Below are 20,184 nucleotides of genomic sequence, written 5' to 3' on the forward strand. Positions count from 1 at the left end.
TCAAGATGGCAGTGGCAAAGCAAAAATTCGATGTTGTGGTGATTGGGGGTGGCCATGCGGGTACCGAAGCTGCTAGCGCCGCTGCACGCATGGGTGCTTTAACTGCGCTGGTGACCCATAAGCGGGATACCATCGGGGTGATGTCGTGTAATCCCGCCATCGGAGGCTTGGGCAAAGGTCATCTTGTGCGTGAGATCGACGCCCTCGGCGGCGTGATGGGTCTGTGCGCTGACGCTGCGGGCATCCAGTTTCGTCTGTTGAACAGAAAGAAGGGCCCAGCTGTCCGTGGTCCTCGAACGCAGGCTGATCGGAAACTCTATCGCAATGCTGTGCAGGCCACTCTGTTCGGCCAGGACAATCTTTCCATTGTTGAAGGCGACGTGTTTGATTTGACGATCATTGATGGTCAGGTTCGAGGCGTGGTGCTGGCTGATGGGCAGGAAATTTCGGCGGGCGCCGTCATTCTCACGTCTGGCACATTCTTGCGTGGACTCATTCATATTGGTCAAAAGAAAATTCCAGCCGGTCGTGTCGGTGAAGCGCCATCTTTGGGTTTGAGTGAGACTCTTGGAAAGTTGGGTTTGAAGCTGGGCCGTTTGAAAACCGGCACACCTGCGCGTCTTGATGGCCGCACAATTCGCTGGGCCGAGTTGGAAATGCAGTCTGCCGATGCTGATCCTGTGCCGTTCTCGTTCATGACCGATGCGATTACCAATCCGCAGATTGATTGTGGGATCACCCGCACAACAGCGGCAACCCATAAAATCATTCGAGACAATATCCATCTCTCGGCCATGTATTCTGGCCAGATTGAGGGCGTCGGCCCACGCTATTGCCCGTCCATTGAAGATAAGATCACGCGCTTTGGCGATCGTGATGGCCACCAGGTCTTTCTTGAGCCGGAAGGACTGGATGACTTCACGGTCTATCCGAATGGCATTTCGACATCCTTACCCGAAGACGTTCAGCACGCCTTTATGCGCACCCTGCCCGGACTTGAAAATGTAACAATTTTGCAGGCGGCTTACGCGATTGAATATGATCATGTTGATCCGCGTGAGCTGTCTCCGAGCCTGGAGTTGAAACGACTAAAGGGGCTCTATCTGGCCGGCCAGATCAATGGCACGACCGGTTATGAGGAAGCGGGTGCGCAAGGTCTTGTGGCAGGCATCAACGCGGCGCGTGCGGTCGGTGGTTTGGATGCGGTTCACTTTAGCCGGACACAGTCTTACATCGGCGTGATGATTGACGATCTGACCAGTCGCGGTGTTGCCGAACCCTATCGAATGTTTACCTCGCGCGCTGAGTTCCGTCTGTCTCTGCGGGCTGATAACGCCGATGAACGGTTGACACCGCTGGGTATTGAAATTGGCTGCGTGGATAGCCCGCGTGCCGAGAAATTCGGCCGCTACAGTGCGGATGTAAGGCAGGCAATTGCAGAGCTGCAGAGTAAGGTCGTCACTCCCAATGAAGCACAGGCGCGCGGCATTGCGATCAATCAGGACGGACGCCGACGTTCGGCCCTTGAATTGCTTGCTTACCCGGATTTGGACCTCGCAAGCCTGACCAAGATTTGGCCGGAACTCTCGGATCTTGAACCGAAGATTGCCGAGGCCGTCGAAATCTATGCCACTTATGCTGTCTATATGGATCGGCAAAATGCCGACATTGCAGCCACCAAGCGCGACGAAGAGCGGCGCATTCCACCCGAATTTGACTTCGCGTCTTTGTCGGGACTATCGAACGAATTGAAGCAGAAGTTGGAAAAAGCCCGGCCCTTGAATTTGGCACAGGCCGCGCAATTGGACGGAATGACGCCTGCGGCGATTTCACTTCTTATTGCATATTTAAACAAGGAAACAGTGCGTCATGCCAGCTGATACAATGTCCGCGAGTCTTCTGGCTGATCTTACCGGGCTACGTGTTTCACGTGAAACACACCAAAAGCTGATCCATTTTGTTGACCTGTTTCAAAAATGGTCGAAGACCATGAACCTTGTGGCCAATTCCACCCGAGATCAGGTGTGGCACCGACACGTGGCTGATAGTGTACAATTGTTCAAGCTCTCGCCGGAACCAAAGCATTGGATCGATCTGGGCAGCGGAGGCGGATTTCCTGGCGTGATCACGGCAATTCTTCTCAGCGAATTCGCGGATGGTTGGGTTGATCTGGTTGAGAGCAACCATAAAAAAGCGGGCTTTTTGCGTACAGCTTTGATGGAGACCGGAGCGCGCGGCAAGGTGCATCCCGTTCGAATCGATGATGCCTATAAAACCCTTCCTCACTGCGACGCAGTTTCAGCACGCGCACTGGCTGACCTTGATCTGCTTTTTGATTACAGTGTGCCTTGGGCGGTCGAAAACCCCAAGGCAAAGCTCTTTTTGCATAAAGGCCGGGATTATCTCGCCGAAGTGGAGAAAGCGCGTGGTCGTTGGGCTTTCGATCTGGTAATACATCCAAGCGTGATCGAGAGAGACTCCGTAATCCTCGAAGTTGGCGGTCTCGCGCGATCAGATTAAGATCAGTCGGGTGACCTCATGGCTTACGAGAAAAATCGCATCATTACCATTGCAAATCAAAAAGGCGGCGTCGGTAAAACCACGACGGCCATTAATCTTGCGACGGCCTTAGCAGCGATTGGCGAACGTGTGCTGATTGTTGATCTTGACCCGCAGGGCAATGCCAGCACGGGTCTGGGCATCGAGCGGAAAAACCGCAAGCTGTCATCCTATGACCTGTTGATTGGCACGCACACAGTGGATGAAACCGCGGTCGAAACGGCTGTTCCCAATCTTTCGATTATCCCATCGACGCTCGATTTGCTGGGCCTTGAGATGGAAATTTCGCAAAAAACCGATCGTGCATTCCGCTTGAAAAATGCTTTGGCGTCGCCCGAAGCCCTGGGCTATTCTTATGTTTTGGTGGATTGCCCACCGTCCTTCAATTTGCTGACAATGAATGCGATGGCGGCAGCCCACTCTATTCTCGTTCCGCTGCAATGTGAGTTTTTTGCCCTCGAGGGTCTTAGCCAATTGCTGGAGACGATCAGTCAGGTGCGGCGCAGCCTCAATCCAACCTTGGACATTCAAGGTATTGTGCTGACAATGTTTGATTCCCGAAACAATCTTGCTCAGCAGGTTGTCAGCGACGTGCGCACGCACCTTGGCGAGAAAGTCTATCATACGCTGATTCCTCGGAATGTGCGCGTATCAGAGGCACCGTCCTATGGTAAGCCAGCCATTCTGTATGATTTGAAATGCGCGGGCAGCCAGGCCTATCTCCAGTTGGCCTCTGAGGTTATACAGCGCGAGCGCCAGCGCAAAGCGGCCTGATTGAATTTCGACGAAAGAGGTTCGTTATGAATGACGATATTTCAAAGCGGCGTCTGGGCCGTGGTCTTGCCGCGTTGATTGGCGAGATGGATCAACCCATCCCAGTTGATGAGGCGAGAGCGCCTGTTTCGCCTGATCGGATGACACCCATCGAGTTCGTATCACGCAATCCGCGCAACCCCCGTCGCTATTTCGACGAGACTGTTTTGCAGGAGCTTGCTGGTTCCATCCGTCAGCATGGTATCGTGCAGCCCGTTGTTGTGCGCACTGTTGGCACCGGACGGTATGAAATCATCGCCGGTGAGCGTCGTTGGCGCGCAGCGCAACTGGCAGGTTTGGTTGAAATCCCTGTCATTATTCGGGATGTGGATGACAGAACCGCTCTTGAGCTGGCTATCGTTGAAAACGTTCAGCGTGCTGATCTTAATCCGCTGGAAGAAGCCATGGGTTATGATCAGTTGATTGAAGATCACGGCTACACTCAAAATGATCTCGGTGAGATTATTGGCAAAAGCCGAAGCCATGTCGCCAACAGTTTGCGATTGTTGAAACTGCCAGAACCGGTGCGAGACATGCTGGCGGATGGCTCACTGTCCGCAGGGCATGCAAGAGCGTTGGTTTCCACGTCTGACCCAACTGCCCTCGCCCGCCAGATCGTGGCAAAAGGCATGTCTGTGCGCGATGCAGAGCGGATCGCACAAAACGATATTCGCGGCGTGACCCAAGGCCGTCAGACGGTTGCCAGCCAGAGCAAGGATTCTGACACGGTTGCGCTTGAGCGGAGCCTGACGGATCGCCTCGGTCTGGACGTTACGATTAGTCACAAAGGAAGTGGCGGCCAGTTGCGGATCAATTATAAAACCCTTGAGCAATTGGAGGAAATTTGTCGCCTCCTCGAAGCACGCTGAGATCAATCGGTCTTGGAGTGATCACACGAGCTCCGGCTTTGATCAGAATTTTAACCCGGTGATGCTTCGCGTCGCCGGGTTTTTCATGCGCTATCACTCGATTGTTTGAGTTTGTCTGATCAGAAACCGGGTTCCACTTTTCGCTGACAAACTCTAGCCAGCTAATAATTTCTTATCGGTTGCGCCGTGCTGATTGCAATGTGATCGCCAAAAGGCTGTGTAATGCCAATGTGTCTTCCAGTGATTGTTGGCGTCGGCTCGCCAAAATCGTGGCCTGCAGGCGCTGCATTTCTTGTGTGATGGCGGCGAGCGGCCAGTTTCGCAACGCCTTTTCAAACAGCGGTTTGCGCTTGAAATGGATGCCCCTGCCCAAGGTCTGCATGACCTGGGCTGGCTGCTGGCGCTTCTCTTCCATTTCACTGCGCATAACATCGAGCAGCTGGAATTGGCGCAGGCACCCCTGAAGCACCAGAAACATCGGTGTCTTGGATGTCGAAATCTTTTGAATGGCGTGAATCAATGCATCCAGGTTGCCGGCCAGCACGGCATCCACGGCTTCATCGGTGGAAATGGCGCTGGCATCGCCAATAATGGCTTCGACATGTGCCTCATCGATCAGCTCATCGTGGAGGCAATAGAGCAGCAATTTGGAAATTTCATTGCGGGATGCGCGTCTGTCTCCGCCCAGGGATTCCGATAACAGGGTGCGGGCGGCGGGTGTGATTCGCTTGTTGGCAGCAGCGCATTCAGCATCGATCAACGCATTGATGGCGCGTATGTCATCCTGATAGCAAGGGATGACGGCGATATTGCGGGCTGGTTCTGCGACCTTACGCGTCGCCGCCGTTTTCTTCAAATCACCGGCTTCAAGGATCAGGCAGGCCGTTTCGGGTGGGTCTTTTGAGAGCAGTTGAAGCGCATCCACCACAGATTTTTCGTTGGCAATGCCGCGCACCCACACCAAACGTTCGCCACCGAATAGACCCAGTGCGTTCATTTCATCAAGAAGACGGCCAGGATCGCCTTGCAGATCGCTGCTGTCGAGGCGAATAATCGAGAAAGGATCATCCAGTGCTATGCCGGTGGATTTCGCCAAAGCGGCAGCGCGCTCAGCAACAAGGCCAACATCTGGTCCGTAAATCAGGAAAAGCTTATAGTGTTGCGCCGATTTTTGTAAAAATCCATCGAACTCGTGCGACTTGATTTCAACCATGTGCCTCGTGTCCGAACCAACCGCATTCGCTTACCAATCGCAATTGGTCTAGGCAATTTTGCGGCGGATTTAAAGTGTTACAGCATGTTCGTGCGTATTATAGCACGCGCCATGCTGTAAATTTCATAGTGAATTGAACACGATGGTTGAAAACAGCATCGTGTTCAAGCAGGGTCGTGACTCTCGCGCTTAGCGGGTCAGCACGGCAGCGAGATCCGCTGAGATCAACTCAGCCAACTCGTTGGCGGCACGGTTTTCGCCATCGCGGATTGCCCGAAGCTTTGCATATTCCTGGCCGGGGAAATCCAGCAGTGCCACCGATTGCCGATGGGCAATCCGCAGAACGGTGCCTTCCTTGGCTTTTTTAAGCACATAATCGCCGCGCACAACAACGCGACCCGCGCTAAGCGTGTTGGTTGATTGGTCCGGAAGCACTTCGCTGACGCTGGTGCTGACGTTCAAATTGACAATATATTCCGGATGCGCAGGCTCCCCTTGGCCGCCAGCGGCCAGGAAAATCAGTCGATTGCGCACAACCTGACCGACGCGATCTGTCGCATCGGAGAAGGCAATGGATGCCATCAAGCGGCGTGTGCCTTTGGCTTCGCTATAGAGAGGGCGAACCTGACAGCTTGCCAATCCACCAAGAAGACCGGCCGTGCCGATCAGCATGGCACGGCGGGTGATAGTGTTGCGTGAATCAAACGACAATGTTCACAATCCTCTGCGGAACCACGATAATTTTCTTCGGGCTTTGGCCCTGAAGAGCGGCTTTGACGGCATCCAGATCAAGCGCCGCTTGGCTGACGGTATTTTGATCTGCATCGCGCGCGATTGTCAATTCAGCCCGCTTCTTGCCATTGATTTGCACCGGCATCATGACATCGTTTTCAGCCACGAGATCAGCGATAAACACCGGCCAGTCGGCCTTGGCCACCAGACCCTGATTGCCCAACACGCTCCAGCATTCTTCCGCTAGATGCGGTGTCATGGGGGCAACGATCTGGATCAGGATTTCGGTGGCATTGCGCACGGCAGCAGTAAAGGCTGCGTCGGCCGTGCCAGCAGCCACCTTGGTGAGTGGGTTGGCAAGGGTGTTGACCAGCTCATAAATGCGCGCCACAGCCTTGTTGAAGGCCAGTTTATCAAGATCGGCTTGCACCGCTTGCAGCGTCTTGTGCGCAGCCTGAGACACGGCTTTGCCTTCGCCATCCAGCGCGGGCTTTGCCGCAACAGCCGAGAGATGGATTGCCGCTTCCGAGATCAGGCGCCAGACGCGCTGCACGAAGCGGTGCGCACCCTCGACACCGGCCTCAGACCAGATCACGTCGCGGTCTGGCGGAGAGTCAGACAACACGAAGAAACGCGCGGTATCAGCACCATAGGAGGCAATAATATCATCGGGATCGACGACATTTTTCTTCGACTTCGACATTTTCTCGATTGAGCCGATGGTGACTTCTTCGTCGGAGCTCAAAAGATAGGCCTTGCGGACGCCGTCTTTTTCTTCAATGCGAATGTCAGCGGGCGCAACCCAATGACCATTTGCGCCCTCGCCTAAGCGATAGGTTTCATGCACCACCATGCCCTGCGTGAACAGGCTCTTGAACGGCTCGCTCACCGCCACATGGCCGGTTTCGCGCATGGCGCGGGTGAAGAAACGCGAATAGAGCAGATGCAGGATCGCGTGTTCAATACCACCGATATATTGATCGACTGGCAGCCAATGGTTGGCAATGGCCGGATCGGTCGGATTAGCCTCGTTTGGTGCCGTGAAGCGGGTGTAATACCAGCTGGAATCGACGAACGTATCCATGGTGTCGGTTTCACGCCGGGCAGGCTTGCCGCAGCAGGGGCAGGCAACAAAACGCCAGGTGGGGTGGCGATCCAGCGGATTGCCGGGCACATCGAATGTCACATCATCGGGCAGCTTGACCGGCAGATCGGCCTTGGGCACCGGCACCACGCCGCAGTCTTCGCAATGGATGACCGGGATTGGGCAGCCCCAATAACGCTGGCGCGAAATGCCCCAGTCGCGCAGACGGAAATTGACCTTGCGTTCGCCCACCGGGGCACCATTCAGCTGTTCAGCGCTGAGCTTACTGGCCACTGTTTCAAACGCTTCATCGGTGGTCATGCCGTCGAGGAAGCGTGAATTGATCATCACGCCGTCTTCGACATAGGCGGTGTCGCCGACGGTGAAGCTGGCTGCATCGCCATCCTTTGGCATGACAACAGGCACAACGGGCAAATCATATTTGCGAGCGAAATCAAGGTCGCGCTGGTCGCCAGACGGGCAGCCGAAGATGGCGCCCGTGCCGTAATCCATCAGCACGAAATTGGCGACATAGACGGGCAGCTCCCAAGCAGGGTCCAGCGGGTGCTTGACCTTAATGCCGGTGTCGATGCCCTTTTTCTCGGCGGTTTCGAGTGCTGCCAGCGAGGTGCCGGCGCGGCGGCATTCGTCACAGAAAGCAGCAACGGCTTCGTTGCTCTCGGACACGGCCTTGGCCAGCGGATGGTCTGCAGCGATGGCGAGGAAAGACGCACCAAACAAGGTGTCAGGACGGGTGGTGTAGACTTGAACGTCAGAGAAGCCTTCTGGAGCCTTTCCGGCCAAAGCCCAACGAACCGTCAGGCCTTCAGAGCGACCAATCCAGTTTTTCTGCATCAGGCGCACTTTTTCCGGCCACTGATCCAGCGTGTCCAGGGCATCCAGCAGGTCTTGGGCAAAATCGGTGATCTTAAAGAACCACTGCGTCAACTCGCGCTGCTCAACCAGCGCGCCAGAGCGCCAGCCGCGGCCATCAATCACCTGTTCATTGGCCAGAACGGTGTTGTCAATCGGATCCCAGTTGACCTTGGATTGTTTGCGATAGATCAGGCCCTTTTCCATCATATCGATGAAAAGATGCTGCTGCTGCTGATAATATTCCACGTCGCAGGTGGCGAATTCACGGGTCCAGTCCAAAGACAGGCCCATGGATTTCAGTTGCGCGCGCATGGCGGCGATATTCTGATAGGTCCAATCCTTGGGATGGACATTGTTTTGCATGGCGGCATTTTCGGCCGGCATGCCGAAGGCATCCCAGCCCATCGGATGCAGAACATTATAACCACGGGCGCGTTTATAGCGGGCAACGACATCGCCCAGCGCATAATTGCGCACGTGGCCAATGTGAATGCGGCCCGATGGATAGGGAAACATCTCGAGGACATAATATTTTTCGCGCGGGTCTTTGCTGTCGGTTTCAAAGACCTTGGCCTCAGCCCATTTTTCCTGCCAGCGAGGCTCTGTATCGCGCGGATTGTAACGTTCTGTGCTCATCAATGTGCGTCCGGATTCAATCTGTATCTTTGGTGTCAAATTTGGTTGGACCTTCATCATGAAACAAGCCTAACGTCAAGGTTTTGGGCTTGAACAAGCCTTTTTCCTGCCTGTGCTTGCGGCTCTGGCTCTTGTGTTTCTTCTCGGCTATCGTGAAAACAGCATGGAATGAGACAAGATGGGTTTGGATGATGACGATTGAAGAACGACTGGCCGAGGTGAAGGCCAATATTGCGCAAGCTGCAAAAGAGGCAGATCGCAAGCCGGAGGCCGTGCAATTGGTTGCCGTGTCGAAAACCTTCGATGCTGACCATATCCGGCCTGTGATTGCCCAGGGCCAGCGGGTATTTGGTGAAAACCGGGTGCAGGAAGCACAGGGAAAATGGCCAGAGCTGAAATCCGAGACAGTCGGAATTGAGCTGCATCTGATTGGCCCCCTGCAATCCAACAAGGCCGCCGATGCAGTTGCGCTGTTTGACGTGATCGAAACGGTGGACCGTGAAAAAATTGCCCGCGCACTGGCGGATGAAATGAAAAAGCAGGGAAAAACCCCTTTGCTTTACGTGCAGGTCAACACCGGGCTTGAGCCACAAAAGGCCGGGATTGATCCCCGCGAAACCATTGCTTTCGTTGAGATGTGCCGAAAAGAGCTTGGGCTTTCCATTGAAGGCCTGATGTGTATTCCGCCAGCCGATGAAAACCCCGGCCCTCATTTTGCGCTGCTGGAAAAGCTTGCACAGCAATGCGGTGTTGGCAAATTGTCCATGGGCATGTCGGGTGATTACGAGACGGCCATTGCTTTTGGTGCCACAAGCGTCAGGGTTGGGTCTGCTATATTTGGCAACCGTTGATTTTGTTTATAAGTAATATAGAATAAAAAGGCGACGGCCTGAGCATCAAAGAAAAACCCCGGAGCCATGGCTTCCGGGGTTTTTTGATATTTCAGTTTTATGAATCGAAAACAATCAGAACTGATCGTCTTCCTCTTCATCCTTGCGGTCGGAAGACAGCGACTTGAGCTTGGCAAATACGGCGTTGGCGTCGATTTCCTTCTCTTCTTCCTGCGCGTAGAAATCGAGATGTTCGGTGGCAGACGCTGCCTGCAATGTGGCGCCCAGTTCGGCGGCCGTTGGCAGAGGACGGCCCTTGGAGGCCTTTTCAACTTCCATATCCAGATCAATCTGGCTGCACAGGCCCAGCGTGACCGGGTCCATCGGTGCAAGGTTGGTGGAGTTCCAGTGGGTGCGCTCGCGGATCTGCTCGATGGTGCTCTTGGTGGTGCCAACCAGGCGCGAAATCTGCGTGTCTTTCAGTTCAGGATGATTGCGCACCAGCCAGAGAATGGCATTGGGGCGGTCCTGACGCTTGGACACTGGTGTGTAGCGTGGGCCGCGGCGCTTGGATTCTGGCACGCGCACCTTTGGCTCTGAGACTTTGAGCTTATAGTTGATGTCTTTTTCGGCGCGGGCAATCTCATCGCGGGAGAGCTGGCCTGTCGAAATCGGATCAAGCCCCTTGATGCCTGTCGCTGCTTCGCCGTCCGCAATTGCCTTGATTTCAAGCGGGTGCATTTTGCAGAACTGGGCAATCTGATCGAATGACAGCGCCGTGTTGTCGACGAGCCATACAGCTGTTGCCTTGGGCATGAGCAGTGTTTGGGCCATGAACTTACAATCCTTCTGTAGGTCCGCGGCGGGTGTCGCGGGCCGTGGATCAAACCACAATTTCCGGGAATTCGGTCTTCTCATACTCTTATTGTCGCAGAAATGCAATTCTTTGCAGCAGAAATGACCTTCGTCTAATTGATGCAATGCGTTGAACTGCTATGAATCATTCGAGGATGTACGAAAGTGTGACGTGATTTTGCCAAGGCATCATGCTCTACATGGGTGAGCAAGCATGACCATGGCGTGGCAAATTCGCCTGTGCATCAAGGCATAATTCGGAGAGCGTGGAGATCTCCGCAAGCCCTTTCGGGCTAAATCATATGAGGAGGATTGCGATGTCGGCCAAGATTTATCCCGTTTTGAAATCGGCCAAAGCCCAGGCGATGATCGACAGTGACAAGTATCTGAAATGGTACGAAGAAAGTGTCGAAGAGCCTGAGAAGTTCTGGTCCAAGCATGGCAAGCGCATTGATTGGTATAAGCCCTACACCAAGGCCAAGAACACCAGTTTCAAAGGCAAGGTCTCCATCAAGTGGTTTGAAGATGGCCTGACCAATGTGTCTTACAACTGCATTGATCGGCACTTGAAAACCCATGGTGAGCGCACGGCCATTATCTGGGAAGGGGATAATCCCTATATCGACAAGCGCATCACCTATAATCAGCTTTATGAAAATGTCTGCCGCCTGGCCAATGTGCTGAAAGCCAATGGCGTCAAAAAGGGTGATCGCGTCACCATCTATATGCCCATGGTGCCGGAAGCGACCTATGCCATGCTGGCCTGCGCGCGCATTGGCGCTGTGCATTCGGTGGTGTTTGGCGGCTTTTCGCCCGAAGCTCTCGCTGGCCGCATTGTCGATTGTGAATCGACCTTTGTGATCACCTGTGACGAGGGCGTGCGCGGCGGCAAGCCTGTGGCGCTGAAAGAAAACACCGACATCGCCATTGATATTGCTGCCAAGCAATATGTGATCGTCAACAAGGTTCTGGTGGTGCGCCGCACCGGCGGCAAGGTTGGCTGGGCACCGGGTCGCGATCTTTGGTATCATCAGGAAGTCGCCAAGGTGAAGCCGGAATGCCCGCCAGTGAAAATGAAGGCGGAAGATCCGCTGTTTATTCTCTACACTTCTGGCTCCACCGGCAAGCCCAAAGGCGTGTTGCACACCACGGGCGGCTACCTTGTCTACGTCGCCATGACCCACGAATATGTGTTTGATTACAAGGATGGTGAAGTGTTCTGGTGCTCGGCCGACGTGGGCTGGGTGACGGGCCATTCCTATATCGTCTATGGGCCGCTGGCCAATTGCGCTACCACGGTGATGTTTGAAGGTGTGCCGAATTTTCCCGATCAGGGGCGGTTCTGGGAAATTGTCGACAAGCATAAGGTCAATATTTTCTACACGGCTCCCACCGCCATTCGTTCCCTCATGGGGGCCGGTGATGAGTTTGTGAAGCGGTCTTCGCGGTCTTCCTTGCGCCTGCTGGGATCGGTGGGTGAGCCGATCAATCCGGAAGCCTGGGAATGGTATTACAACGTGGTGGGCGAGAAGCGCTGCCCGATTGTCGATACCTGGTGGCAGACGGAAACCGGCGGTATTTTGATTAGCCCCCTGCCCGGCGCAACCGATATGAAACCCGGATCGGCCACGCGGCCTTTCTTTGGTGTCAAGCCGCAACTGGTTGATAATGAAGGCAATATGCTGGACGGTCCAGCCGATGGCAATCTGTGCATCACCGACAGCTGGCCGGGTCAGGCCCGCACGATCTATGGCGATCACAGCCGGTTTGTGCAGACCTATTTCTCGACTTATAAGGGGAAATATTTCACCGGCGATGGCTGCCGTCGCGATGAGGATGGCTATTACTGGATCACGGGCCGTGTGGATGACGTTCTGAATGTATCGGGCCACCGTCTCGGTACTGCCGAAGTTGAATCAGCACTAGTGTCGCATCATCTTGTGTCTGAGGCCGCCGTGGTGGGCTATCCCCATGCCATCAAGGGCCAGGGCATCTATTGCTATGTCACGCTGATGGCGGGTCATGAGAGCAATGAGGAGCTGCGGCAAACCCTGATCAAGCATGTACGCGCCGAGATTGGGCCAATTGCAGCACCCGACAAGATCCAGTTTGCACCGGGACTGCCCAAAACCCGGTCGGGCAAAATCATGCGTCGAATTCTGCGCAAAATCGCAGAAGATGATTTTGGTGCCTTGGGGGATACATCCACATTGGCCGATCCGGGCGTTGTGGATGATCTGATCGCCAACCGCCAAAACAAGATCAATGCCTGATCACGGGATAAGCTTGGCAAGAGGGGAAGGGATGGGTATGCGCCCGTCCCTTTTTCAAATGGCTACTGCTCTTTTCCCAATTGCCTTTCTCAGCGGCCTTTGGCCGTTATACTCAATTGACACAGGGCAGAGTGGGAATGGTACTCGTAATATGGGTGTAAAGAGATTATATGGAGAACTCTTAGGGTAGTTTTCGCGCCTCAGCCTCGGCAAGGTGAGATAAGCTATTGATTGTAAGCATGCCGTTTTCGCAAACATCTGCACGTTTGTGAGCGATATGCTGTAGCAGGAGTTTCCATGGCCCGGATCGATCAATCCGATGACTGGCGCGAAAAGCATGCGCCGACCATTAGCACCTTCGAATCCCTTGCGATCGAGGCTTTTGGCACCTTGCCGAAAGAATTTCGGGATCTGACCGGTAATCTCACCATCGAAGTGGCTGATTTTCCAACGGATGATGTGTTTGAAGACATGGCATTGGAAACACCTTTCGATTTGCTTGGCCTGTTTGAAGGTCAGGGCTTGTCGGAGCGTTTCACCATGGACACGGGCGATTTGCCCAATAAGATTATTCTCTATCGCCGACCTATTCTCGATTACTGGGCCGAAAATGACGAAACCTTGGGCGACATCGTCACCCACGTGCTGATCCACGAGATTGGCCACCATTTCGGCCTTTCCGACGATGACATGGAGCGGATTGAGGAAAACGATGATTCACCGTTGGGTGATCATTCCTGATAGGATCAAGGTTCTTGAAATAGCGCCGCTGTCTCATTCGAAACAGCGGCGCTTTTGTGTTTTATCCTTCAATCACGATCAACAGATCCTTGGCGTCGATCTGATCACCGTTTTTCACCAACACTTCTGCCACCTTGCCAGCTTTTTCGGCATGTAGCGCCGTTTCCATCTTCATGGCTTCAATCGAGAGCAGCACATCGCCTGCCTTGATCTGCTGGCCGCTTGAGACAAACACCCGCGAGATCACACCGGGCATCGGCGCACCGACATGGTTAGTGTTCTCAGCCTCTGCCTTGCGCCGCACAGCCGCTGTTGCCGCCTGGCTGCGATCCGGCACCTTGATGCGCCGTGGCTGGCCGTTCAGCTCAAAAAACACCGTGACCAGACCTTGGGCATCCGGCGCGCTCGACGCCTGATTGACAATCACCAGCGTTTTGCCGCGCTCAATCTCGGCAAACAATTCCGCGCCATCGGCAATGCCATAGAAGTAAGCGGGCGTTGGCAGAACGGAAACCGGACCATAGGTATCCGAGGCCAGAGCAAAATCTGTGAACACCTTGGGATACATCAGATAGGAGGCAAATTCGAAATCATTGACGGGGCGTTCCAGCTTGTCTTCGATCACCTTGCGCTCGGCCTCAAGATCGGCTTCCTTCAACAGTGAGCCGGGGCGGACCGTGTAAGGCTGCTCACCCTTGAGGGCTTTCTTTTGCAGGGCCTGCGGCCAGCCACTTGGTTGTTGGCCAAGATCACCCTTCAGCATGGAGACAACCGAATCCGGGAAGGCAATGTCCTTTTGCGGATCTTGAACATCCTCGACTGTCAGATCCTGCGCTACCATCATTAGCGCCATATCACCGACCACCTTGGAAGATGGTGTGACCTTGACGATATCACCAAACATCTGGTTGGCGTCGGCATAGGCCTGCGCCACTTCGTGCCAGCGGGTTTCAAGGCCAAGAGACCGTGCCTGCTCCTTGAGATTGGTAAACTGGCCGCCTGGCATCTCATGCAGATAGACTTCCGATGCCGGGCCTTTGAGATCGCTCTCAAAGGCCGCATATTGGCTGCGCACGGCTTCCCAATAGAAGGAAATGCGGCGGATCCATTCGGGATCAAGGCCGGATTCCCGCTCAGTGCCGTTGAGCGCTTCGACAATCGAGCCAAGGCAAGGCTGCGATGTATTGCCAGACAGTGCATCCATGGCCGCATCCACGGCATCCACGCCCGCATCAATGGCCGCCAGCACGGTGGCGGCCGAAATGCCGGAGGTGTCATGGGTGTGGAAGTGAATAGGCAGGCTGGTGGCCTCGCGCAGCGCTTTGAACAGCACCCGTGCCGCCGCAGGCTTGAGCAATCCGGCCATATCTTTCAGCGCAATGATATGGGCACCGGCTTTTTCCAACTCTACCGCCAGATTGGTATAATATTTCAGGTCGTATTTGGGCCGGGCGCTGTTGAGAAGATCGCCGGTGTAGCAAATGGTTGCTTCACACAGCTTGTTTTCTTCCTGCACGGCATCCATGGAGACGCGCATGTTATCGACCCAATTGAGGCAATCGAACACGCGGAACAGATCAATGCCGCCCTTGGCTGCTTGTCGGACGAAATATTTAACAACATTATCCGGGTAATTGGTGTAGCCCACGCCATTGGCACCGCGCAGCAGCATTTGCAACAGCAGGTTTGGTGCTCCTTCGCGCACCAGCGCCAGACGCTCCCACGGATCTTCCGTCAAAAAGCGCATGGACACGTCAAAGGTGGCACCGCCCCAGCATTCCAGCGACAACAGATTGGGAAGCGCGCGTGCATAAATTGGCGCAATCCGGGCAATATCGTGGGTGCGCATGCGGGTGGCCAGCAAGGACTGGTGGCCGTCGCGCATGGTGGTATCGGTGATCAGCACGCGCTTTTCATTGCGCATCCATTCGGAAAAGCCCTTTGGACCCAGGGCATCGAGCTTTTGCTTGGTGCCGTCTTGAATGGTCCCCTCAATGTAGGGAAGCACAGGCTTTGCGGCCTTTTCCGATGGCTTTGGCCGGTTCTTGGTTTCCGGGTGGCCGTTCACGGTGACATCGGCCAGATAGGTCAACAGCTTGGTGGCGCGGTCTTGGCGCTTGACGTGCGAGAACAGTTCCGGTGTCGAATCGATAAACCGGGTGGTGTAGGTGTTATCGCGAAATTTCGGATGGGTAATAATGGCTTCAAGGAAGGTTAGATTGGTAGCCACGCCGCGAATACGGAACTCGCGCAGCGCCCGGTCCATGCGGCTGATGGCCTCTTGCGGTGTGCTGCCAGCGGCTGTGACCTTGACCAGAAGTGGATCATAATACCGGGTAATGATCGCGCCGGTGTAGGCGGTGCCACCATCGAGCCGGATTCCGAAACCGGCGGCAGAGCGATAGGCAGTGATTCGGCCATAATCGGGAATGAAATTATGCTCGGGATCTTCCGTGGTCACGCGGCATTGCAGCGCATGGCCGTGCAGGCGAATGTCTTCCTGTTTGGGCACGCCCGATTCAGGTGTGCCAATGGCAAAGCCATCGAGAATGTGAATCTGTGCTTTGACAATATCAATGCCAGTCACCACTTCCGTGACGGTGTGCTCCACCTGAATACGGGGATTGACCTCGATGAAATAGAATTTTCCGGTGTCGGCATCCATCAGATATTCGACGGTACCAGCACCAATATAGCCTGTGGCGCGGGCAATTTTCAAAGAATAATCGGCCAGTTCCTGCCGCTGGGTCTCGTTGAGGTAAGGAGCAGGCGCGCGCTCGACCACCTTTTGATTGCGGCGCTGCACCGAGCAATCGCGCTCAAAAAGATGCACGGCATTGCCATGGGTGTCGCCGAGAATCTGGCTTTCCACGTGGCGGGCGCGTTCCACCAGCTTTTCAAGATAGACTTCATCCTTGCCAAACGCGGCCTGCGCTTCGCGCTTGGCTTCCGTTACTTCTTTCGCCAGATCGCCTTCGCTGCGGATCACGCGCATGCCGCGGCCGCCGCCGCCCCACGACGCTTTCAGCATCAGCGGATAGCCAATCTCGGCGGCCATTTTGGCAACCTCGGCCATATCCTCTGGCAGGGGTTCTGTGGCCGGAACCACGGGAACGCCGATTTCAATGGCCAGGTTGCGGGCAGCAACCTTATTGCCCAATCGCCGCATGGTCTCAGACTTTGGGCCAATAAAAATCAGACCTGCATCGTTGCAGGCGTCAACAAACTCTGGACTTTCCGAGAGAAGACCATAGCCGGGGTGGATAGCATCGGCCCCGGAAAGCTTGGCAACGCGGATAATTTCCTCAATCGAGAGATAGCTCTCAATCGGTCCAAGATCGCGCTTGAGGTGCGGGCCACGGCCAACCTGATAGCTTTCATCGGCTTTGAAGCGATGCAAGGAGAGCTTGTCTTCTTCCGCCCAGATGGCGACGGTTTTTATGCCAAGTTCGTTGGCGGCGCGAAATACGCGAATGGCGATTTCGGAACGGTTGGCAACAAGAATTTTCGAAATAGACAATAGACCCTCCTCGGCAGCAGGCGTAACCTTTCGCGTCTGCGAAAAGAATTGATAGCTGTTTGTAAGGACATACGCAATTTCTGCGCAACGCAACATAGAAAATATTCATCGTCTATGAAGAGGCATTTTTATCGCATATACCATTAAACTCGTATTAGTTGAACGGTATCGATAATAAATCCTATAGGATGCATAATATTTGATGCCTGCGCCTTTGGAGGCAATTGTGCCAATAAGCGAAAGGCTTTGGTTTTCGCATTCGATGATCCGAAAACCATTTTTGCCTGATGGGGATGTTTGCAGGGGTCAGGTTCCATTTGAACCTGACAGACTCTAGTGAATTAATCCGAGCCGAATGGCCAGTCCAACCATGTGCTGGCGGTTTTTGGCGCTCAGCTTGTCCTGCAATTCATTGACATACCAATCCACGGTATGATTCGAAATTTCGAGCAGCTTGCTCATTTCGTTTGAGGTCATGCCTTCGCCGAGATAGTTGAGAATCTCCAGTTCACGGCGCGTGAGGCGAACGTCCACTTTGGGCGCGCTGTTCAAAGCGTCTGCTTCGCCGTTCAGCTCCATCAGCCGCCAGAAGGCGCATTTCGCCACGGCGTCAAACAGCATGATTTCAATTGCCGACAAGTCTACCGGCCGCCCGCCGATTGTCATATTGCCCAGAATGCCACCGCGGCCGTGGATTGGGAAAATATAGCCTTCCTCCAGACCAAATTTATAGGCGTCTGCCATCATTTTCTGCATGCGCTTGAAATGCGGGTCATCCTTGAACGCGGGCAGCGCCTCACTCCAGCGGAACGGGCGATGGGCCTGGGCCAGATAGCGCACGGAAGGATCAATCAATATCAGCTTCTTGGTCACATAGATCTGCGGCCATTTTTCCGGCCAACGACCCGCCAGCACCAGACTTAAAGGGTTTTGATCCGGTTTTGGTGTGCGCACCACGCCGTAATATTCGAAGCCATAAACGCTAAGGACCTTTTCCAGCTCGGCAATGAGCTCTTCACGATTCCTGCACCCCTGTGCGACAGCCATGAACTGTATAAGATGGTTGACCGTCACAAGTACCCCCTTGATCTGACCTATGTCAGTAAATCATGTTGTTCTAATTAGCATTAAATTTTATCAGGTCAAAACATACGTGTTCGACGTCTGTCACTTCAATCTTGAGTATTTATTAATTTTACCGTTCCCACCTTGTCCATAACCTCCAATTTGAAAAATTGAATCTGCAAATTGAGATTTTGCACAATTGATAGGGAACTGTACAGGCGATGTTCATGTTTGTTTCCCTATAACAATCATACCTATGGCAGATCTATGCCCCCAGCGGGCAAATTACCGGATAATTTCGGTATGGAATGGAGAATTCGACGGCATGTCCTTGTTGCAAATCTATTGGCGTGCTCTGCAGTATCTCGGGGCTTATCGCTTAAAGGTTGGCGTCGTCGTTGCCGCTAACATCATCCTTGCTGTGATCACCATTGCTGAACCTGTGTTGTTTGGCTGGATCATTGATGCGATTTCCACAGGCAAGCCTGTCACGGATATTTTGATCATGTGGGGCGGTTTCGGCGTTTTCAATACGGTCGCTTTTGTGTTGGTGGCCCGCGAGGCAGACCGCCTTGCCCATGGTCGCCGCGCTTCCTTGCTGACAGAGGCCTTTGGTCGAATCATTTCGATGCCTCTATCATGGCACCACCAGCGCGGCACATCCAATGCATTGCACACATTGCTGCGCGCCAGCGAGACATTGTTTGGTCTGTGGCTGGAATTCATGCGCACACACCTGGCAACGCTTGTGGCGCTGGCGCTGCTTATTCCCACGGCTTTGTCGATGGACGTGCGCCTGACCGTGGTGCTGATTGTGCTTGGCCTGATTTATATCGTGATTGGCAAAGTGGTGATGGACAAGACCAAGGATGGTCAGGCCTCTGTCGAGGGCCACTATCACACAGTTTTTTCCCATGTCAGTGATTCGATCAGCAATGTCTCGGTAGTGCATAGTTACAACCGCATTCAGGCGGAAACAGCCGCGCTCAAATCCTTCACCACCAATCTGATCAATGCGCAATATCCGGTGCTGGATTGGTGGGCCATTGCCAGCGGCCTCAACCGTATTGCCTCCACAGCTTCGATGCTGATCATTCTTATTCTAGGCACCATGCTGGTGCAAAAAGGCGAGTTGCGGGTGGGTGACGTCATTGCCTTCATTGGCTTTGCCAATCTGTTGATCGGGCGCCTGGACCAGATGCGCCAGTTCTCGACCCAGATTTTCGAGGCCCGTGCCAAGCTTGAAGACTTCTATCAGCTGGAAGATTCGGTGAAGGAACGCGACGAGCCTGCCGGAACAGTGGATCTTCCCCCTGTGCGTGGTGATGTGGAGTTCAGGGATGTGTCGTTTGACTTTGCCAACACAACGCAAGGTGTGAAGCATGTGTCCTTCCAAGCCAAGGCTGGCCAGACGATTGCGATTGTCGGGCCTACGGGTGCTGGAAAAACCACATTGATCAATCTGTTGCAGCGGGTGCATGAACCTCAAGAAGGGCAAATCCTGATTGATGGGGTGAATATCACCAGCGTGACACGCCATTCGCTGCGTCACAGCATTGCCACCGTGTTTCAGGACGCAGGCATTCTCAATCGCTCGATTGCCGACAACATTCGCATTGGCCGTGAAAACGCGACGGATGAGGATATTGTCAAAGCGGCGGAGGCTGCCGCCGCCACCGACTTTATCGAGAGCCGACTAAACGGCTTTGATACCAGCGTCGGCGAGCGTGGTAATCGCCTCTCCGGTGGTGAGCGCCAGCGCATCGCCATTGCGCGTGCGATTTTGAAGGATGCGCCCATTCTGGTGCTGGATGAAGCCACCAGCGCTTTGGATGTGGAAACCGAAGCGCGGGTGAAAGAAGCAATTGATCGCCTGCGTAAAAATCGCACGACCTTCATCATCGCCCACCGTCTTTCCACCGTGCGCGAGGCGGATCAGGTGTTGTTCCTCGATCATGGCCGCATCGTTGAAATGGGCACCTATGATGAATTGAGTGCCAAGGGCGGCCGTTTTGCCTCGCTGTTGCAAACCAGCGGTCTGCTCAAGGAAGCCGATGAAGGCCCGCACATCTGATCGGGCCAGATCTGATCAAGCCTGGCGACGCAAACATTTTCAAG

The 20,184-nt window shown here is 54.2% G+C and carries 14 protein-coding genes; 8 read left to right on the top strand and 6 right to left on the bottom strand.

Features of this window, described 5'->3' with window-relative positions; genetic code table 11:
* The first annotated feature begins 5 nt into the window (after nucleotides 1–5).
* The 4 genes from mnmG to BJF95_RS20285 are packed head-to-tail and all read left to right on the top strand — an operon-like array spanning nucleotide 6 to nucleotide 4,241.
* Nucleotides 6–1,880 carry a tRNA uridine-5-carboxymethylaminomethyl(34) synthesis enzyme MnmG gene (gene mnmG / locus BJF95_RS20270; RefSeq protein WP_139317583.1) on the top strand — a complete coding sequence of 625 codons (1,875 nt, stop codon included), beginning with the start codon at nucleotides 6–8 and terminating at the stop codon, nucleotides 1,878–1,880.
* 4 nt (nucleotides 1,881–1,884) lie between these two features.
* Nucleotides 1,885–2,520: a 16S rRNA (guanine(527)-N(7))-methyltransferase RsmG gene (rsmG, locus tag BJF95_RS20275; RefSeq protein ID WP_075641607.1), complete on the top strand. Its 636-nt coding sequence runs from the start codon at nucleotides 1,885–1,887 to the stop codon at nucleotides 2,518–2,520.
* An 18-nt stretch (nucleotides 2,521–2,538) separates the two neighbouring features.
* Nucleotides 2,539–3,333, top strand: coding sequence for a ParA family protein (locus tag BJF95_RS20280; RefSeq protein ID WP_075641311.1), 795 nt, complete (start codon nucleotides 2,539–2,541; stop codon nucleotides 3,331–3,333).
* 26 nt (nucleotides 3,334–3,359) lie between these two features.
* Nucleotides 3,360–4,241 (top strand): ParB/RepB/Spo0J family partition protein, encoded by an 882-nt coding sequence (locus tag BJF95_RS20285; protein ID WP_075641312.1) that lies wholly within the window; start codon nucleotides 3,360–3,362, stop codon nucleotides 4,239–4,241.
* A gap of 172 nt (nucleotides 4,242–4,413) precedes the next feature.
* On the opposite strand, the gene holA is transcribed toward BJF95_RS20285, so the two are convergent.
* The 3 genes from holA to leuS all read right to left on the bottom strand — a co-directional run bounded on the left by holA (nucleotide 4,414) and on the right by leuS (nucleotide 8,782).
* Complete coding sequence (gene holA, locus BJF95_RS20290) at nucleotides 4,414–5,454, bottom strand: DNA polymerase III subunit delta (RefSeq protein WP_075641313.1); 1,041 nt, start codon at nucleotides 5,452–5,454, stop codon at nucleotides 4,414–4,416.
* A 189-nt stretch (nucleotides 5,455–5,643) separates the two neighbouring features.
* Nucleotides 5,644–6,165 carry a hypothetical protein gene (locus BJF95_RS20295; RefSeq protein WP_139317584.1) on the bottom strand — a complete coding sequence of 174 codons (522 nt, stop codon included), beginning with the start codon at nucleotides 6,163–6,165 and terminating at the stop codon, nucleotides 5,644–5,646.
* Nucleotides 6,155–8,782 carry a leucine--tRNA ligase gene (leuS, locus tag BJF95_RS20300; protein ID WP_075641314.1) on the bottom strand — a complete coding sequence of 876 codons (2,628 nt, stop codon included), beginning with the start codon at nucleotides 8,780–8,782 and terminating at the stop codon, nucleotides 6,155–6,157. Before leuS ends, BJF95_RS20295 begins: the two co-directional genes overlap by 11 nt.
* Nucleotides 8,783–8,973: 191 nt before the next feature.
* Here leuS and BJF95_RS20305 point away from each other — a divergent pair, with 191 nt between their 5' ends.
* Entirely contained in the window at nucleotides 8,974–9,633 is a 660-nt protein-coding gene (locus BJF95_RS20305) for a YggS family pyridoxal phosphate-dependent enzyme (RefSeq protein ID WP_075641609.1), read from the top strand.
* A 114-nt stretch (nucleotides 9,634–9,747) separates the two neighbouring features.
* Here BJF95_RS20305 and BJF95_RS20310 read toward each other — a convergent pair whose 3' ends face one another.
* The gene (locus tag BJF95_RS20310; protein WP_075641315.1) at nucleotides 9,748–10,446 is read right to left on the bottom strand and encodes a DUF1013 domain-containing protein; all 699 of its coding nucleotides are present in this window, start codon (nucleotides 10,444–10,446) and stop codon (nucleotides 9,748–9,750) included.
* A gap of 338 nt (nucleotides 10,447–10,784) precedes the next feature.
* On the opposite strand from BJF95_RS20310, the gene acs reads away from it, so the two are divergent.
* Complete coding sequence (acs, locus tag BJF95_RS20315) at nucleotides 10,785–12,740, top strand: acetate--CoA ligase (protein ID WP_075641316.1); 1,956 nt, start codon at nucleotides 10,785–10,787, stop codon at nucleotides 12,738–12,740.
* A gap of 297 nt (nucleotides 12,741–13,037) precedes the next feature.
* A complete protein-coding gene (locus BJF95_RS20320) occupies nucleotides 13,038–13,481 on the top strand; it encodes a metallopeptidase family protein (protein WP_075641317.1) in 444 nt (147 codons plus the stop codon).
* A gap of 61 nt (nucleotides 13,482–13,542) precedes the next feature.
* On the opposite strand, the gene pyc is transcribed toward BJF95_RS20320, so the two are convergent.
* The gene (gene pyc, locus BJF95_RS20325) at nucleotides 13,543–17,001 is read right to left on the bottom strand and encodes a pyruvate carboxylase (RefSeq protein ID WP_075641610.1); all 3,459 of its coding nucleotides are present in this window, start codon (nucleotides 16,999–17,001) and stop codon (nucleotides 13,543–13,545) included.
* A gap of 333 nt (nucleotides 17,002–17,334) precedes the next feature.
* The gene (locus BJF95_RS20330; protein ID WP_075641318.1) at nucleotides 17,335–18,075 is read right to left on the bottom strand and encodes a LuxR family transcriptional regulator; all 741 of its coding nucleotides are present in this window, start codon (nucleotides 18,073–18,075) and stop codon (nucleotides 17,335–17,337) included.
* 316 nt (nucleotides 18,076–18,391) lie between these two features.
* Between BJF95_RS20330 and BJF95_RS20335 the strand changes: the two genes are divergently transcribed.
* A complete protein-coding gene (locus BJF95_RS20335; RefSeq protein ID WP_075641319.1) occupies nucleotides 18,392–20,140 on the top strand; it encodes a glucan ABC transporter ATP-binding protein/ permease in 1,749 nt (582 codons plus the stop codon).
* Nucleotides 20,141–20,184 lie beyond the last annotated feature (44 nt).

Source organism: Rhizobium oryziradicis (genome assembly GCF_001939045.1).
GTDB lineage: Bacteria > Pseudomonadota > Alphaproteobacteria > Rhizobiales > Rhizobiaceae > Allorhizobium > Allorhizobium oryziradicis.

Coding starts and splice junctions, on each gene's coding strand:
- BJF95_RS20285 (WP_075641312.1), top strand. CDS start 3,360: ATGAATGACGATATTTCAAAGCGGCGTCTGGGCCGTGGTCTTGCCGCG.
- BJF95_RS20305 (WP_075641609.1), top strand. CDS start 8,974: ATGACGATTGAAGAACGACTGGCCGAGGTGAAGGCCAATATTGCGCAA.
- holA (WP_075641313.1), bottom strand. CDS start 5,454: ATGGTTGAAATCAAGTCGCACGAGTTCGATGGATTTTTACAAAAATCG.
- rsmG (WP_075641607.1), top strand. CDS start 1,885: ATGTCCGCGAGTCTTCTGGCTGATCTTACCGGGCTACGTGTTTCACGT.
- BJF95_RS20310 (WP_075641315.1), bottom strand. CDS start 10,446: ATGGCCCAAACACTGCTCATGCCCAAGGCAACAGCTGTATGGCTCGTC.
- BJF95_RS20320 (WP_075641317.1), top strand. CDS start 13,038: ATGGCCCGGATCGATCAATCCGATGACTGGCGCGAAAAGCATGCGCCG.
- BJF95_RS20335 (WP_075641319.1), top strand. CDS start 18,392: ATGTCCTTGTTGCAAATCTATTGGCGTGCTCTGCAGTATCTCGGGGCT.
- BJF95_RS20280 (WP_075641311.1), top strand. CDS start 2,539: ATGGCTTACGAGAAAAATCGCATCATTACCATTGCAAATCAAAAAGGC.
- leuS (WP_075641314.1), bottom strand. CDS start 8,782: ATGAGCACAGAACGTTACAATCCGCGCGATACAGAGCCTCGCTGGCAG.
- mnmG (WP_139317583.1), top strand. CDS start 6: ATGGCAGTGGCAAAGCAAAAATTCGATGTTGTGGTGATTGGGGGTGGC.
- acs (WP_075641316.1), top strand. CDS start 10,785: ATGTCGGCCAAGATTTATCCCGTTTTGAAATCGGCCAAAGCCCAGGCG.